The 14,904-nt window shown below is 61.0% G+C and carries 13 protein-coding genes; 4 read left to right on the plus strand and 9 right to left on the minus strand.

Going from position 1 to position 14,904, the window contains the following annotated elements:
• Positions 1 to 182 precede the first annotated feature (182 nt).
• Positions 183 to 464 (plus strand): DUF4148 domain-containing protein, encoded by a 282-nt coding sequence (locus HDG33_RS03065; protein ID WP_184022499.1) that lies wholly within the window; start codon positions 183 to 185, stop codon positions 462 to 464.
• Between the two features lie 328 nt (positions 465 to 792).
• Here HDG33_RS03065 and HDG33_RS03070 read toward each other — a convergent pair whose 3' ends face one another.
• From HDG33_RS03070 to HDG33_RS03080, 4 genes are all read right to left on the minus strand, one after another.
• Positions 793 to 1,848 carry an alpha/beta hydrolase gene (locus HDG33_RS03070; RefSeq protein ID WP_184022501.1) on the minus strand — a complete coding sequence of 352 codons (1,056 nt, stop codon included), beginning with the start codon at positions 1,846 to 1,848 and terminating at the stop codon, positions 793 to 795.
• A gap of 486 nt (positions 1,849 to 2,334) precedes the next feature.
• Positions 2,335 to 3,531 (minus strand): porin, encoded by a 1,197-nt coding sequence (locus HDG33_RS03075; RefSeq protein ID WP_184022503.1) that lies wholly within the window; start codon positions 3,529 to 3,531, stop codon positions 2,335 to 2,337.
• Positions 3,532 to 3,762: 231 nt separating this feature from the next.
• Positions 3,763 to 4,320, minus strand: coding sequence for an ATP-binding protein (locus HDG33_RS37995; RefSeq protein ID WP_311548118.1), 558 nt, complete (start codon positions 4,318 to 4,320; stop codon positions 3,763 to 3,765).
• Positions 4,317 to 6,356, minus strand: a complete 2,040-nt coding sequence (locus tag HDG33_RS03080; protein ID WP_311548119.1) for a GAF domain-containing protein — start codon at positions 6,354 to 6,356, stop codon at positions 4,317 to 4,319. Before HDG33_RS03080 ends, HDG33_RS37995 begins: the two co-directional genes overlap by 4 nt.
• Before the next feature lie 29 nt (positions 6,357 to 6,385).
• Between HDG33_RS03080 and HDG33_RS03085 the strand changes: the two genes are divergently transcribed.
• Positions 6,386 to 6,847 (plus strand): NADPH-dependent FMN reductase, encoded by a 462-nt coding sequence (locus HDG33_RS03085; RefSeq protein WP_184022505.1) that lies wholly within the window; start codon positions 6,386 to 6,388, stop codon positions 6,845 to 6,847.
• Between the two features lie 237 nt (positions 6,848 to 7,084).
• On the opposite strand, the gene HDG33_RS03090 is transcribed toward HDG33_RS03085, so the two are convergent.
• From HDG33_RS03090 to HDG33_RS03100, 3 genes are all read right to left on the minus strand, one after another.
• Positions 7,085 to 8,179: a phosphoserine transaminase gene (locus tag HDG33_RS03090; RefSeq protein WP_184022829.1), complete on the minus strand. Its 1,095-nt coding sequence runs from the start codon at positions 8,177 to 8,179 to the stop codon at positions 7,085 to 7,087.
• Positions 8,180 to 8,205: 26 nt separating this feature from the next.
• Entirely contained in the window at positions 8,206 to 9,447 is a 1,242-nt protein-coding gene (locus HDG33_RS03095) for a RimK family alpha-L-glutamate ligase (protein WP_184022507.1), read from the minus strand.
• A gap of 72 nt (positions 9,448 to 9,519) precedes the next feature.
• Positions 9,520 to 9,876 carry a hypothetical protein gene (locus HDG33_RS03100; RefSeq protein ID WP_184022509.1) on the minus strand — a complete coding sequence of 119 codons (357 nt, stop codon included), beginning with the start codon at positions 9,874 to 9,876 and terminating at the stop codon, positions 9,520 to 9,522.
• A 92-nt stretch (positions 9,877 to 9,968) separates the two neighbouring features.
• On the opposite strand from HDG33_RS03100, the gene HDG33_RS03105 reads away from it, so the two are divergent.
• Both HDG33_RS03105 and HDG33_RS03110 read left to right on the plus strand, forming a co-directional pair.
• Complete coding sequence (locus HDG33_RS03105) at positions 9,969 to 10,646, plus strand: heavy metal response regulator transcription factor (protein WP_184022511.1); 678 nt, start codon at positions 9,969 to 9,971, stop codon at positions 10,644 to 10,646.
• Positions 10,646 to 12,112, plus strand: a complete 1,467-nt coding sequence (locus tag HDG33_RS03110; protein ID WP_184022513.1) for a heavy metal sensor histidine kinase — start codon at positions 10,646 to 10,648, stop codon at positions 12,110 to 12,112. The genes HDG33_RS03105 and HDG33_RS03110 overlap by 1 nt, the downstream gene beginning before the upstream one ends.
• Before the next feature lie 16 nt (positions 12,113 to 12,128).
• On the opposite strand, the gene HDG33_RS03115 is transcribed toward HDG33_RS03110, so the two are convergent.
• On the minus strand, positions 12,129 to 13,586 hold the full coding sequence (locus HDG33_RS03115; protein ID WP_184022515.1) for an efflux transporter outer membrane subunit: 1,458 nt from the start codon (positions 13,584 to 13,586) through the stop codon (positions 12,129 to 12,131).
• Between the two features lie 27 nt (positions 13,587 to 13,613).
• Positions 13,614 to 14,891, minus strand: coding sequence for an efflux RND transporter periplasmic adaptor subunit (locus HDG33_RS03120; protein ID WP_184022517.1), 1,278 nt, complete (start codon positions 14,889 to 14,891; stop codon positions 13,614 to 13,616).
• Positions 14,892 to 14,904: the final 13 nt, after the last annotated feature.

Below are 14,904 nucleotides of genomic sequence, written 5' to 3' on the forward strand. Positions count from 1 at the left end.
TCAACTGCAAATCTATCCGTCGAACCGGGTCAACCTCAACCGTGCGGTGACGTGACGTTTCACGAGGCAATGCCTGGATAACTAAAAGGTAATCTGCGGGTCAGTGCTCCGACAGGTGAAATGACGAGAATGGAAAGCGTGGTTCAGGCCACTCACTTCTTGCCACTGCCCGGAGAGACATCATGAAACTGCTTACCGCGATTGCCGTTGCTGCACTTAGCTTGCCGTTCGGCGCAAACGCTTTTGCTCAAACCACGTCGTCGGGATTGACACGCGCTGAAGTCATCGCGCAGTTGAAGCAGGCACAGGCCGAAGGGCTGGTTCCGACGTCCAATAGCGACTATCCGCCGACGGCTGCAGAGATCGCGCGCAATCGGGAGATCTATGCGATCCAGCATGGCACACACGGTACTGCCGCAATTCGCACGGTGGGCATGCCGGCGGCGCACCCGGCGTCGGAATAAAGTTGAGAATGGGGTCGCCGGGTGCGAGCCGTCTTGACGCGCGAAAACCTCATGTGACCTCTTACGGCTGCTTCGGCAATTGCCTCTGCGTCACTAAAGTCGTTCTTGTTTGATTTGCGAAATGGTGCGGCAAACTGCGCCGGAGCGAGCCGTACTTCGTGACCGAGCATTTGCGTTTTGGTCGCCAGAAACTGCGTCCCGGCGCACGATTCCATCGCGATCAGTCAGTGCTCCTGCTGCACGACATAATCCAGAAGTGCCTCGCGGTAATCATCACGGCGGCAGTAGTAGCGAGAGGAATGACGACAGCCCTGTAGAAGAAGCCTGGTCAATGACCGAGGTGCCTGTTGAAGAACTCGGTAATTTCACCAAACGCTTCTTTTGTCTCGGGTATGCGGTCATCCATTTGGTACTGCGCGTGCGACATGCCGTCAAAGACCTCGAGTTGTGCATCGATACCCGCCTCCCGAAGCTTCCGATGCACACGAATGGTGTTGCTGAGCAGCAGGTCCCGGGTTCCCGTGGTCAGGATAGCCGGCGGAAAACCGTGCATGTCTCCGTAGACAGGTGAGAGCAGTGGGTCTTTGAGATCATGGCCGTGCGCATAGACTACGGCCGCGGCATCGCAGAATCCATCGCGTGACACCAGGACGTTGTCGACCTTTTCGTTGGTGTAGAACGAATCGCCAGTCTTCGTGAGGTCCGACATCGGCGTACCTGGCGCGATCGCGCCGGGCATTTGCAGGCCTTCCTGTTTCGCGCGCAGCATCAGCTCCAGCACCAAAGCACCACCCGCCGAGGTCCCAAAAACGCCCACGTTCTTCGCATCGTTCTCCCGCAGTACCGCCTTGTAGACCGTCTCGACATCGTCAAGCGCAGCGGGGAAGTAACCCTCAGGCGGCATCCGGTAGTCAACAGAAATCACCTTGTAATGCCCCAGGCCCGCCATGATGACGGCTTCGTTCGTGCCCGCCTCGCCCGGGTAAAGCTCATAGCAGCCGCCATGAATGTGAATTAGCACCTTGTCGTGGTGATCGGGCGGAATAACATCGGGCGTCACGACGTACACCCTCACACCGTTGATTGTATTGGGCTGCACCGTCACACCGAGGCGTTCGCGCATGGCCGGTTGGGTTTGCATGACCTTGGCAGCCTGCGCGTTGGCTGCCACTCTCCATTGCTCGCCCGTGGTCCACAACACATTCCATGCTGGGTTATAGGGCGCCGCGATGAGCTTTTGCAATTCGGGGCTAACATCTGCCGGCATTGGCAGGATCTTTGCGGGCACCCGCCGCTGGGCAAGCGCGACGTCTCCGGCGAGCGCAACGCCCGAAACACCTACGAATGCAGCGCACGCGAGTACAAACAACTTGGTGAATTTCATGGATAACTTCCGTTTGCTTGCTTAAAGCGCGAGTTCATAAACGATCTCGAATGGTTTCAGGGCGCGAATCCGTCCGAACTCCTGATCGTCACCGACGCTCATGGTGTGATCTTTTTCTGCTCGATGCCGCGTGGAAATATCACACCATCAAGCCGCTTTCGTCAGCGTTGTGTTCGGCTCGGCGCGATTGGCACGGTCACCCCCAAAAAAGCCCGCCAGAATGGGCGGGCCAACTGTTTCTCGGAGAACGCTTGTCGGTGACAGGGACTACCGGCAACGTTATCAAGCCTCTCGCGCTCGAATAACGCAGTTGAGGTAGCTTGTCACCCCTTCAATACTCGGCTCTCTTCCGGGGAAGCGAATGTTCCGCTCCCACGAATCGAGCCCCAACGATACAAATATCAGTCATCGCCGGTTGAGAAACACGCCTGCCTGCCGCACGCGAATTGCCGCAAGCCCGGCGTTCCTCAACCGTTCGATCAGGCCTTAGAAGCGGGTGCGCAGACCGGCGCCCACGACCACCTGGTTCTTCGTTGCCGCAATCCCGCCGACATAGGAGCTTGCGCCTTCAAATGCAGTCAAGCTCGAATTACCCGGTGCCGACGAGTTCAGACCGCCGCTCAGGTGTGACCAGTTGGCGACTGCGTACACGTCCGTGCGGTTCGACAGGGCGTAATCCGACAACAGGCTGAGCTGGTTCCACTTCGGCGATGCCGCGTTCCCAGCGTTGTCGAACTTGCCATCGGTGAACGTGTAAGCTGCGCCCAGGGTCAACGCCGAGGTCAGGCTGTAATGCGCGTTCACTTCATAGTTCGTGAAATGAACATAAGCGGCGTTTGCAGCCGTCAACGTACCGCCGCCGGGGAAAGCGGTTGCGTTGTTCAGCTTGGTGTCCGTGATCACAAAACCAACTTTGGCCGGGCCGAACGTGTAGTTCAAGCCGCCACCGAAGGTACGCTGACGCCCTGCGGTAAAGTTCTGGTCACCGGTGCCGCTTCCGTTCGCGCTGTTATCAACTGCGCCACTGTTGTTGAGGCTGCTGATGTTGTTGTTAATCTGCGTGTAACCCAACGTCGCAAGAATCGGCCCGTTGTTGTACATGGCACCAAAACTGTACGCACGGTTGTTCGCGAAGCCGCCGGCCTGGTTCGAGAGGCCATACAAGGCGCCGACGGTCAGGCCATGGTAATTCGGGCTCTGGTATTTCACCGCGTTGTTGACGCGGAACGTTCCAAGCATGTTGTCGTTGTCCATCACGTGCGCGAAGGTATTGCCACCTGCGCCGTTGAAGTTTTCCATCGATACATGGCCGACCCAGTCGTACATGAATTCGTTCTGACGACCCATGGTCAGGGTGCCGAACTGGTTGCTCGACAGGCCGACATAGGCGCTTCGGCCGAATTCGCGGCCACCCTGGCCAAGCTTGCCGTTGCTCAGCGTGAAGCCGTTTTCCAGCACGAACAGTGCCTTCAGGCCACCACCCAGATCTTCGGCGCCTCTCAGGCCCCAACGATTGCTTTGCATCATGGCGTCGGTCAACTTCACATTGCTGCGACCGCCGGTGTTGTTGCTATAACTAATGCCTTCATCCAGCAGGCCGTACAGGGTCACGCTGCTTTGCGCATATGCTGCGGTCGTGCCGAGTGCAGCAAGCAGCGTGGCAGACAATACTTTGTACTTCATCAAGACTCTCCATAACTGAGTACTCCTCGCAAACAGGGCAGCGTTTGCGGGAGACGAAAGTCTAGCCTTGTATACATGGTGAATTTTTTGAAATATGGACAACGTGTGTTTTATACAAATATGTCAAGCATGTAATTTTCACGTCACGGAGCTAACACCAGGAGTGGCGTCTGTACGGCTTGATAAGTAGCGATCTTCACGCGGCGAATTTGATGAGCGCGGTGATCGTCCTTAACCGGCTCGCCGTCCCTGAACGCAATGCCTTTCAGCAACCGCTTGAACTTTTTGGTGAGCAAGGACCGTGAACTGAAAGATCGCGCCGCGAGGCTCATTCGCGTTCGCCCACAATCGGCCGCCGTGTGCCTCGACGATCGAACGGCAGATCGACAGCCCCATGCCCAAACCGGTGGGCTTCGTTGTGTAGAACGAGGCGAAAACATGCTCGGGGGTGCTGTCCGGGGCAAAGCCCGGCCCCGAATCGCGCACGGTCACAAGTACGCAGTCAGCGTCGGCGTTTCCCGTGCTGATCAGCACTTCCCGCGCGCCATCGCTGACGTCGCTCATGGCCTCGATTGCGTTGATGACCAGGTTCAGGAGGACCTGTTGCAATTCGACACGGTCTCCCTCGATGAAGGGCAAGCCGTCTGCAAGTTGCGTCTGCACCGAGGCGCCGTGCTTCACGGTTTCGCCACGGGTGAGTTCGATCACCTCGCGGATCGCCCTGTTGATATCCACCGTTTCCTTACGTGGTGGCGCCTTCCTGATGAGTTGACGGATCCGGCCGATCACGTCCCCGCCCGATTGCCGTCATTGACGATACGGCGGAGCGCCTGCCGCACCTCCTCGACGTCCGGCGGCTGGGCGTCCAGCCAGCGCAGCGCGGCTGCGGCGTTGGTGACCGTCGCAGCGATCGGCTGGTTGACCTCATGTGCGATTGAGGACGCGAGCTGGCCCATGGTGGCTACGCGGTTCGCATGCGCTAGTTCCATCTGCACTTCACGATAGCGCCGCTCGCTCTCGCGGACTTTTCCCTCCGCCTGCTTGAGCTCGGTCAGATCGAGCACGAAAGCGACACCCGCGCTCCCGCCTTCCTCGAAGACCGCTGCCCCGGTCAGCACAGGCACACGCCTGCCATCCTTACGGAAATACTCCTTCTCGAACGGTTTGAGGGTCCCGGTATTCTTAAGTTCGGCCAGGGCATGTGCGGTGCGCTCGCGTGATTCCGGAGTTGTCAGCTCCGTCCACCGCACGCGACCCGCGACGAGATCTTCACGGTCGTATCCCACGATTCGTAGGAACGCGTCATTGGCCTCGAGAATTGCACCTTCATTGTTCCGGATCACGATCCCGATGATGTTGGCGTCGACCAAACGCCGGATCTGAGCCTCGCGCTCCGCGAGGTCGCGGTATAAGCGGGCATTCTCCAGCGCGATCGCCGCCTGCGAGGCGAGCAGCTTCAACACGGCGATGCGGGCCGGTGCGAAGACGTGGGTCATCAGATTGTTTTCGAGGTAAAGCGCGCCGGTTAGCCTGGCCTGATTCATCAGGGGCAGGCAGAGAATCGAACGGGCACGATGCTGATGGATGTAGGGGTCCGTCGCAAACGGGGGCTGGGCCGCGGCATCGTTGAGAATGACGCTCTCCCGGGTGCGTAGCACATGGTAGAGGACCGACTCCGGCAGCACCGCCGCAGTCACCGGCTTCTCGCGCAGCTGCACCTGGGTCGTGTCGCCGCCGGTCGTCGCTTCTGCTGCTATCCGTTGTTCGCCGCCGTCTGGAAGAATCAACAGACCCCGCTCGGCACCGGCCTGTTCAATCGCCGTGCGCATGAGCGTATCGATCAGGTTGTCGAGGACGATGTCGCCCGAGACGGCCTGCGATACCTTGATCACAGTCGTGAGATCGAGATGTTCGACCGGCGCGCCGATTGTGTTCGTCAGGCGGGGCGCGGGCTCTTCGACGTCAAGGTGCGGATACTGCTCCTCAAGTTGCCGCGCCTTCCCGTTGGCTCCCCAACGCAGGTAGCAGCAGTGAGCCTGCCGCAAATACAGGCGCCGAAACTGTTCGAAGCCGCGCGCGGCGTAAAAGCGCGCGGCCACTTCATACGCGATCGCCTCGTTCTGGACGAAGCCATTGTCGCGCGCCGCGCGGATCGCCTGTTCGTAGAGGCGCATCGCGTCGACATCGCGGCCTTCAAGGCGAGCGATCTCGGCACCTACCAGCGCCGCGCGGTCCTCGAAATTCTCCGGACAGTTGTCCGCCCAAGCCCGGAGCTGGTGATGGTGCGCAACGACAACGTGCAGGTGCTGCTGTCGCTCGCCGCCCGGTTCGCGCTCGCAACAGGCGGCATGGGACAGCGCACAGTAAAAGCGATGATCCGCAGCGGTGAACAGCAATCGCAAGATGCCCGGATGCACCTGTTCCGCTCTGGATGCCGCCTGGATGGCAGCGGCAAAGTTGCCAGCATGGAAGTGGGCCTGCAGCTTTCGGGTATGGTAAAGGCAATCGATCCACGCGAACTGCGGGTCACTTGCCAGACGCGTTTCGATCTGGAGCTCGTCGAACTGTTCGTCATTGAAAGAGCCGAATGTCGACGTCAAGCCGCGCAGCATCCGGACCAGCCCGAGGTACGATGCGATGAGCTCGACGTGGTGCCCCAATTGCATCTTTTGTGCAAATGCGAGACCGCCCTCGGCTTCGCGTTGGACCTCGATGAGAGGCGTGCCCGCTGCGAGAAGATTGTCGATGAGGTAGAGACCCCTGTACCAGCCCATAAACAGCAGATCGCCGCTCCGGTTCGCGATCTCGAACCCACGGCGCAGCACATCGCGTGCAGTTCCGACCCGCCTTGCGAATGGAATCAGGTGACTTCCCGCTGCCAGACGCGCTGTCTTTATACAACCAGGACCTCGAGGACGACACGCCGTCAGCCTGGAAAACTGTCAGAAACGAGGTGTCAGCAATGGATGCGGTTCTGTTCGTTACTCCGGAATACAACAGCTCCATTCCAGTCGTGCTCAAGAATGCTGTCGATGTTCTCTCCCGGCCTTACGGAGCAAGCGCATTGTTAGGGAAACCTGCGGCCGTTGTCACCTCGTCGCAGGGAGCAATGGGCGGGTGCGGTGCGAACCATCACCTTCGGCAGTCGTTGGTTTGTATTGGCGTGAACGTGATGTCCACGCCTGAAGCATACGTAGGCGGCATGGCTAGTCTGTTTGACGAGCAAGGCGTCTTGACCAATTCCGGAACCAGTCGGTTTCTGGAGGAATTCATGGCCGCATTCTCGCAATGGATCGAGCGGTTCGCGAAGGGCTAGTCTTTACAGGAAGCACGCGCGAACGTGAATACGCGGTCTGGCGGTGACGTCAGTCGCAATCGGTCGCCTCTACTATGCCGGGGTTTAGCGCCGCGATGCGTTGCAGTCGTGCTCACGCTTTGCATCAGCGGCTGTATGAACGGTCCGATCTGTTCAGGTCAATACCGCGCAACTGGCCGGCGAGCGCAGCCGTTTTCGAGCAGTGATGGATCGTTCGCCCTACGAGCGCTGCATGGGTCAGACGCGTTGCACGCCGAAGTCCTTGAGCGCATTGCTTAGCATGTCGACGGCCTGCTCGGTAACGGCGTTATATAGCGACGCGCGCAGGCCCCCAATTGACCGATGTCCCTCCAGCCCGACGATGCCTCGTTCCCGGGCCCCAAGGATAAACGCATCGTCGAGTCGGGAATCTCCGAAGGTAAAGGCTACATTCATTTGTGAGCGCCAGCGGTGGTCCGCGTGAATGGATATGGTGTCTTCCATAGCGTCCAGTGTCTCGTACAACCGCCGCGCCTTTCTTTCATTGACGCTTTGCATCGCCTGCAAGCCACCGACATCGAAGCGCAGCCAGCGCGTAATCAACGTCAACACATAGATTGCGAACACCGGCGGGGTATTGTAATTCGAGCCATGCGTTATATGCGTGCGGAAATCGAGCATGGCGGGCAGTCCGTCCGGAATCCGTTCCAGAAGCGCACGCTGGATCACCGCAACCGTTACCCCAGCGGGACCGAGGTTCTTCTGCGCGTGGGCATACATCATCGAGAACACGTCGGGCCGGAAAGGCTTTGACAGAAAGTCAGAGGACATGTCCGCAATGAGTGGTACTGACATCGGTTCGTCGCAAACCGGAAACTGCAAGCCCTCCACGGTCTCGTTCGACACATAGTGCAGATACGCGGCCGACCTGGATATATTCAATGCATGAAGTTCAGGCAGTTGCCGATAGCCGGAAGCCTTGCCATCCCAGGCAACTTTTCTCGCCGTCACCTTGGCCGCCTCAGACGTCGCCCGGCCGCTCCAGTAGCCCGATGTTACATATTCTGGCGGTGAGAGGTCATGGACAGCAAAGTTCATTGGAATCATTGCGAACTGCAGACTGCTACCCCCCTGCAGAAACGTAACGGCGTAGTCGTCGGAGATACCGAGCAGGTGGCGCAGATTCAGTTCGGCTTCGTTCAGTATTGAGCGGAACCAGTCCGAGCGATGGCTCATGCCGAGCACCGAGAGGCCCGTTTCCGGCAGGGCCAGGACGGCCTCGCGAGTCTGCTCCAGCACAGTTTCCGGAAGCGCTCCGGGACCACCAGAGAAATTCAATGCATTGGATTTCATTGTTCTTCGAAAGCCGTCGGGTTGGATCAGCACGACTTTGCGGACGTGCGGCGCAGCATCTGATCAAATGCGTCGAATATCCGGCGCATTTGCGGCAGCTTGTAACGAAAGGTGTTCGGATCGTCCATGTCGTGCACGACCATTGCAGTGGCGATTTCAAAGATGAGCAGCCGGTCATCCCCCGTTTCGGCACAATCAAATCCAACGTAGTCGAGGCCGGTTAATTCCGCGATCATCCGGAGCGCCTCTTTGTGACGTACTGCAAAACCGGAGTCGAAACTCGCCATCAGGTGCGCTTCTTCGTCCCGACGGTCGGGGTGCGCGAGCATTTCTGCATACGGATAGTGAACCATCCATTCTTTCGAAATGCCCATATGGCACACGAATGGCTTCCCCTCGATCATCACGATCCGGTATTTGCGAAACAGGCCGTCGGTACTGGAGTAATCGATAAAAGGCGCCACATAGAATTCCGTGGCCGCGGAATCATTCACGTATAGGGCGAGTTCCCGGCTGTCAGTCACCTTTGCCAGTCCCTGTCCCGCGTGCGATCCTGTCGGCCGGATGATGAACGGGTAATGTCCGTCCAGCAGATCAGACAGATCGAACGCGCCCGACGTCGCTTCGAGGATCCGCTCGCGTGGCAGGCGTACCGTGTGAGCCATGCAGATGCCGGGCACCGTTCCCAGCAACGTATAGGCTGCATCGCGCGTCGTGTGCGCGATACGTTCCGGCTGGTTCAGCACCTGGCAACGTGTGCCGCTGATTAGCGACGCAATTTGTGCAAGAACGCCGGCGTTTTCATCGGATGCGCACGCGGCCACGAAGATAACGTCATGTTCGGGCAGACTGATGTCCTGCTGTGGATGGGCGTCGACATACACGACGTCTATCTGCAGGTCGGCGTCCTCAAGCAGGCATTCGAAAGGCGTGTTCGCCATCAGATCGCCAGGAGCCTTGAGCATTAGCACCTTGACTGAACGCCCAGGTGTTTGGGCGTCCTTCAATCGATAGTGCCTGCACATCTGGATCGCCTGCGCCTGGACGGCGATCGCGACTTCCTTCTCATACTTCAATTGCAGTACGAGCGACAGATCGAGGAGCGCGTAGGGGTCGTCATGGTGTGTGACGTACTCAAGCAGGCTTTGCCCGAACGGTGTCAGATCGTTTCCAGCCGTTGCCGCCCTGAGCAATACGGCCAGTCCCAACGGCTGATGCGTTGATGGATGCGTGGCATTGCTGGTTAGTTCCGTCTGAACAGTATTCATGGATGGAGCACTTCGATGGAATGATGCCCGCGCTCAACGGCCGCGTTTGCCGGCATAGTTTTTTCGTGACGCTCAGTCGCGCCGTTGCCCATGCATGCCCGCGCGGATACGAAGGGTCATTGGCGTTTCGCCGAGATAGCCGACCTCTTCGTCGAGCCATCCTTCTGGCATCGAAGCGGTCGGCGTTGCGCTTGTTGTCGGCCGCCGCAACGCCCACCTCGGTTTCGTGATCCACGCGGCGACGGTCATCGACAGCGAAGCTTCGATAGAAGTCTTCAGGATTAGGGAATGTCTATCGTCCGAGTGATGCTTGCATGAGATCTTGCCGTGGCGACCCTGTCGAAAACGTGGCGAGGAAATTACCGTTTTGTCATTTTGACTGCTCGCCGCGATGCGCATTTTTAGCGCCTCTGTGTCCTTCGCTGGCATCGTTCACGATCTCCAGCAACATTACCGGATCGTAATCACCCGCCCGGGTGCTTGACGGTATCATTTGATGGTCAACGCAAGCGGAGCAACCGATGCGAATCCTGGTGATCGAGGATGAGCCAAAAACAGCGGCCTATCTGAAGAAGGGTCTGGAAGAATCCGGCTACGCGGTCGACGTCGCGAACGACGGCCCGCAAGGGCTGATCCTCGCGCAGGAAGAAGAATACGACGTGATCGTGCTCGACGTGATGCTGCCGGGCATGGATGGCTGGACCGTCGTCAAGACGTTGCGCAGCACGCGCGCCACGCCCGTGCTGTTTCTCACCGCGCGCGACGACATCGACGACCGCGTGCGCGGCCTGGAGCTCGGCGCGGACGATTATCTCGTCAAACCTTTTGCGTTCGTCGAACTGCTGGCGCGCGTGCGTACGCTGGCGCGCCGTGGGCCGCCGCGCGAAAGCGAACTGATCAAGGTGGGCGACCTGGAGATGGATGTGTACCGCCGCCGCGTCAAGCGGGGCGGCACGCGCATCGATCTCACGCCACGTGAATTCTCACTGCTGCAACTGCTCGCGCGGCGTCAGGGTGAGGTGCTGAGCCGCACGCAGATCGCGTCATATGTGTGGGATATGAATTTTGATAGCGACACCAATGTGGTCGAGGTGGCGATTCGCCGGCTGCGCACCAAGATCGACGACAACTTTCCCATCAAGCTGATTCACACGGTGCGCGGCGTCGGCTATGTGCTCGAACTGAAGGACACTGCTTGATGCGCGTCCGCTCGCTTGCCGCGACGCTCGCGCTTGCCTTCGGCGCCACGACGCTGGCGGTTTTCGTGCTGGTCGGCAGCTTTCTGTATCTCGCGCTCGAAAAGCAGATCAAGGCGCAGGACAATCTCGACATCGTGCTTGCCGCGCGCCACGCACGGCGGCTTGCCGAGGAGCTGGAGACGTCGAAGGGCATTCGCGAGCATAGCGACCGTTTGATCAGCATCGTGCTCGGCAACCAGGCCATGTCGATGGAACTGTTCGATCCCGATGGCAACCGGGCAGTCGAACACAACATCGCCGGGACTTTTGCCGTGCCCAATGCGGCGAGCGGCGCGGCGACGCTCGCCATGTTGCCGCCGCTCGCGCGCGTAGCGGCTTCGGCGCGTATCACCGAGGCCGATATCGGCGAGTGGACCGGCCGCAACGGCGCGCCGATTCGCGGCATTCTCACCGACGCGCGTCTACGCAATGGCGAAACGGCGAGCGTGCTGGTGGCGCGCAACATGAGCGACCGCTGGCTGCTGCTGGACCGTTACCGCGACAGGCTTCACCTGGCGGGCGTAGCCGGCGTGATGCTGGCGATGCTGCTCGGTTATCTGCTGATCCGCGCCGCGCTGCGGCCGTTGCGCGATATCGCGGCTAGCGCGAGCCTGGTCACGGTGAATCGCCTCAATACGCGGATCGCGGTGGCGCGTGTGCCGAGCGAACTCGAGACGCTGGTGGCGTCGCTGAACGCCATGCTCGAGCGCGTCGACCACGGGTTTCAGCGTTTATCGCGTTTCACCGCCGACCTGGCGCACGACATGCGCACGCCGCTCAGCAACATGCGCGGCGCCGCTGAAGTCGCGCTCGCCCGGCCGCGTTCCGTCGATGAATACGAGTCGCTGCTCGCCTCGAATCTGGAAGAGTGCGACCGGCTGTCGAGAATGATCGAGAACGTACTGTTTCTGGCGCGCGCCGAACATCCGCAGTTCGTCAAGCACATGCGTGAGTTCGATGCGGCGCGAGAGTTGAGCCATATCGCCGAGTACTTCGAAGGGATTGCCGAAGAGGCGCTAGTGCGTGTGCGTGTGCGTGTCAGCGGCACGGCCAGCTTGACGGCGGATCTCGAACTGTTTCGCCGCGCGGTGAGCAATCTGCTGGCCAATGCCATTCGTTATACGCCGCAAGGCGGCGAGATCGTGCTGGACGCGAGCGCATCGGCCGACGCGGTGCGCGTGACCGTGTCGAATGAAGGACAGCCTATTGCCGCCGAACATCTCGATCGGATTTTCGACCGCTTCTATCGCATCGATCCGTCACGCAGCTCGCTGCCGTCATCGGGCTTGTCGCGAGGCTCGACGGGATCGACGGGGCTCGGGCTTGCGATCGTGCGCACAATCATGGAGTTGCACGGCGGCTCGGTGCATGCGCAGAGCGATGCACGGAGTACGCGCTTTGTGCTGGTATTTCGGCGGGGCGGGTGAAGGGTATCCAGGAGGCTTACACAGACCCGGCCGCACGCTTGCCCTCATCACCCCACGTCCCACCCAACGCCTTCAACAGCAACACACTCGACTCCAACCGCCGTGCGGCGATCTGGTCGGCGACACGCTGATTCGTCAACGCAATCGTCTGCGCCGTGACCACGTCGAGATAGCTGACCGCGCCCGCGTTGAAACGGTTCGTCGTGAGCCGCAACGACAGTTCAGCGGCCGTGGTGGCGCGCTGCTGGCTGGTGGCTTCGTCGGCGAGGGAATGCAAGGCGGACAGATTGTCCTCGACCTGCTGGAACGCCACCAGCACCGACTGGCGATAGTCCGCGACTGCGCCGTCGTATTGCGCCGTCGCGCCGTGCAGACTGGCGCGGCGCTTGCCGCCGTCGAACAGCGTGCCGGCCAGTTGCGGGCCGAGCGACCAGAACAGACTCGGCGCACTCAGCCAGGGTGCGAAAAAGGTGCTTTCCAGTCCCGCGCTCGCCGACAGCACCAGATCCGGGAAGAACGCCGCCTGCGCGGCGCCAATCTGCGCATTGGCCGACGCCACGCGCCGTTCGGCGGCGGCGATGTCGGGGCGCCGCTCCAGCAATTGCGACGGCAAGCCGACCGGAATCGCGGGCGGCGTGACAGCCGAGCCGTTCGGCGGCAGCGCGAAGCTCGAAGCCGGCTCGCCGGTCAGCGTGGCAATCGCGTGCTGCATCTGTGCGCGCGTCACGTCGATGTCGGTGTCCTGCGTGCGCGTCGCTTCGAGTTGCGTCGTGGCCTGGGCGACCGCGGACGCATCGATCGCACCGTTTTTCAGTTGCTGCTGCAGCAGTTTCAACGCGGCCGCGTAGGCGCTCACGCTGTCGTCGAGCAGCTTCTTCTGCGTATCGAGCGAGCGCAGGGAGAAATAGTCGACGGCGAGATCCGCGCTCATCGATAGGCGCACGCCTTCGAGGTCGGCTGCGCTCGCCTGGGCGTCGGCTTGCGCGCCGTTCACGCTATCGCGCACGCGCCCGAACAGATCCGGCTCCCAGCTCGCCGACACGCCCGCCGAATAGTCCGGCACGGTCTTGCCCGCGAGCGATTTGCCTTCGACATTCTGCGAGGTCCGCGAGCGATCCTGCGCGACACCAGCGGTAATCGTCGGGAAAAATCCGGCGCGCTGATAGTCCACCATCGACCGCGCTTGCTGGAGCTGCGCGACCGCCTTCCGCACGGTCTGGTTCGACACGTCGATACGCGCTTCGAGTTGATTCAGCACCGGATCGTTGAAGATCGTCCACCATGGGCCGCGCGGCGTGGCGTCAGCCGGTGCGGCCTGCGCCCAGCCGGGTGCGGTGCCCGCATATTGCGCGGAAATCTCGGCGCTCGGGCGCTGATAGGAGGGCAAGGTCGAGCACGCGCTGAGCAGCGCGCCGATCATCCCGGCCACCAGCGTGCGGCGCTGCACCGGCCGTGAAAGAGACAGGGAAACCATCAGTGAATCCTTTCTGTGACGATGCACCTAGCCAGGCATGGCCGGCGCAATCTGTACGATCTGGCCGGTGTTCAGCGAATCGCCGGGGTTGTCGATCACGCGGTCGGTGGCGGCGAGGCCTGTCGTGATTTCCACGTGCGTGCCGAAATCGCGGCCGATATGTACGGTCTTGAGCAGCGCCCGGCCGTTGCTGTCGACCACGGCGACCGTCACGCCGTCCGGCCGGAACAGCAAGGCGCTGACCGGCAGGTCGAGCGCCGGCGTGGTCGATCGCAATTGCAGATGCACCTGCGTGTAAGCGCCGGGCATCAGCACGCCATCCTTGTTGTCGACGTCGATCTCGACGCGCAGCGTGCGGCTCGACGGATCGATCGAATCGGTGCTGCGCGCGACCTTCGCGGCGATGCGACGGCCCGGATACTGCTGGGCGGTGAGATACACGCCGGTCGCCGGCGTGACATAGGGCGCGTCGTTCTGCGGCACATCGACGAAGACCCGCAGCACGCCGGTCTGCTGGATGTGGAACAGCTCGCCCGACATGCCCGCGGTGCCCGGCGTGCCGCCCGCCGTGACCAGTGCGCCGACGTCGACGTTGCGCGCAGTGATCACGCCGTCGAACGGCGCGGTGATCTTCTCGTATGAGACAAGCTCGGCCAGATGCGCGACGTTGGCCTGCGTCGACGCCAGCATCGCGCGGCGCGCTTCCATGTCGCTGACCTTGGTGTCGACGTCCTGCTGCGCGACCGATTGCGTTTTCAACATCTGCTGCCAGCGCTGCGCGGTGGTCCTGGCGAACTCGAAATTGGCCTGCGCGGTGGCTTCGTCGGCGCGGGCCTGGCGCAATTGCGCATCCAGTTCGGGGGCTTCGATTGTCGCGAGCGTCTGACCGCTTTTAACCTGTGCACCGATGTCGGTGTTCCAGTGCGCGAGGTAGCCGCTCGTGCGCGCGTAGATCGATGCTTCCGCGAACGGCGTAACCGCGCCGGGCAGCAGCAGTTCGTTGATGGCCGGCGCGGCGCGCGGTGTGACGACCGAGACGTTCAGCATCCTTTGCGCCTGCGTTTGTTGCGTGAGCGAGGCACTGGCATGCAGACGCGGCACGATGCCGACGATCAGCAACGCCGCGGCAAGTCCGGTCAACGCAAGCGGCCAGAAGCGGCGGCGCGCGTTCGTGCTGGCGGCCGCTGCCGAAGTGGCGCCGGCATGCTGGGTTTCCTTGGCGCTGTGCAAACGCGCGGTCTCGGCGGTCTCGGCGGACGCTTTGGACCGCTCGCCAAGCTCGGGCGGAAGGGATGAATCGTTCATGGGCAAGGTCTCG

This window comes from Paraburkholderia sp. Cpub6 (genome assembly GCF_014201065.1).
In the GTDB taxonomy this organism is placed as follows: domain Bacteria; phylum Pseudomonadota; class Gammaproteobacteria; order Burkholderiales; family Burkholderiaceae; genus Paraburkholderia; species Paraburkholderia tuberum.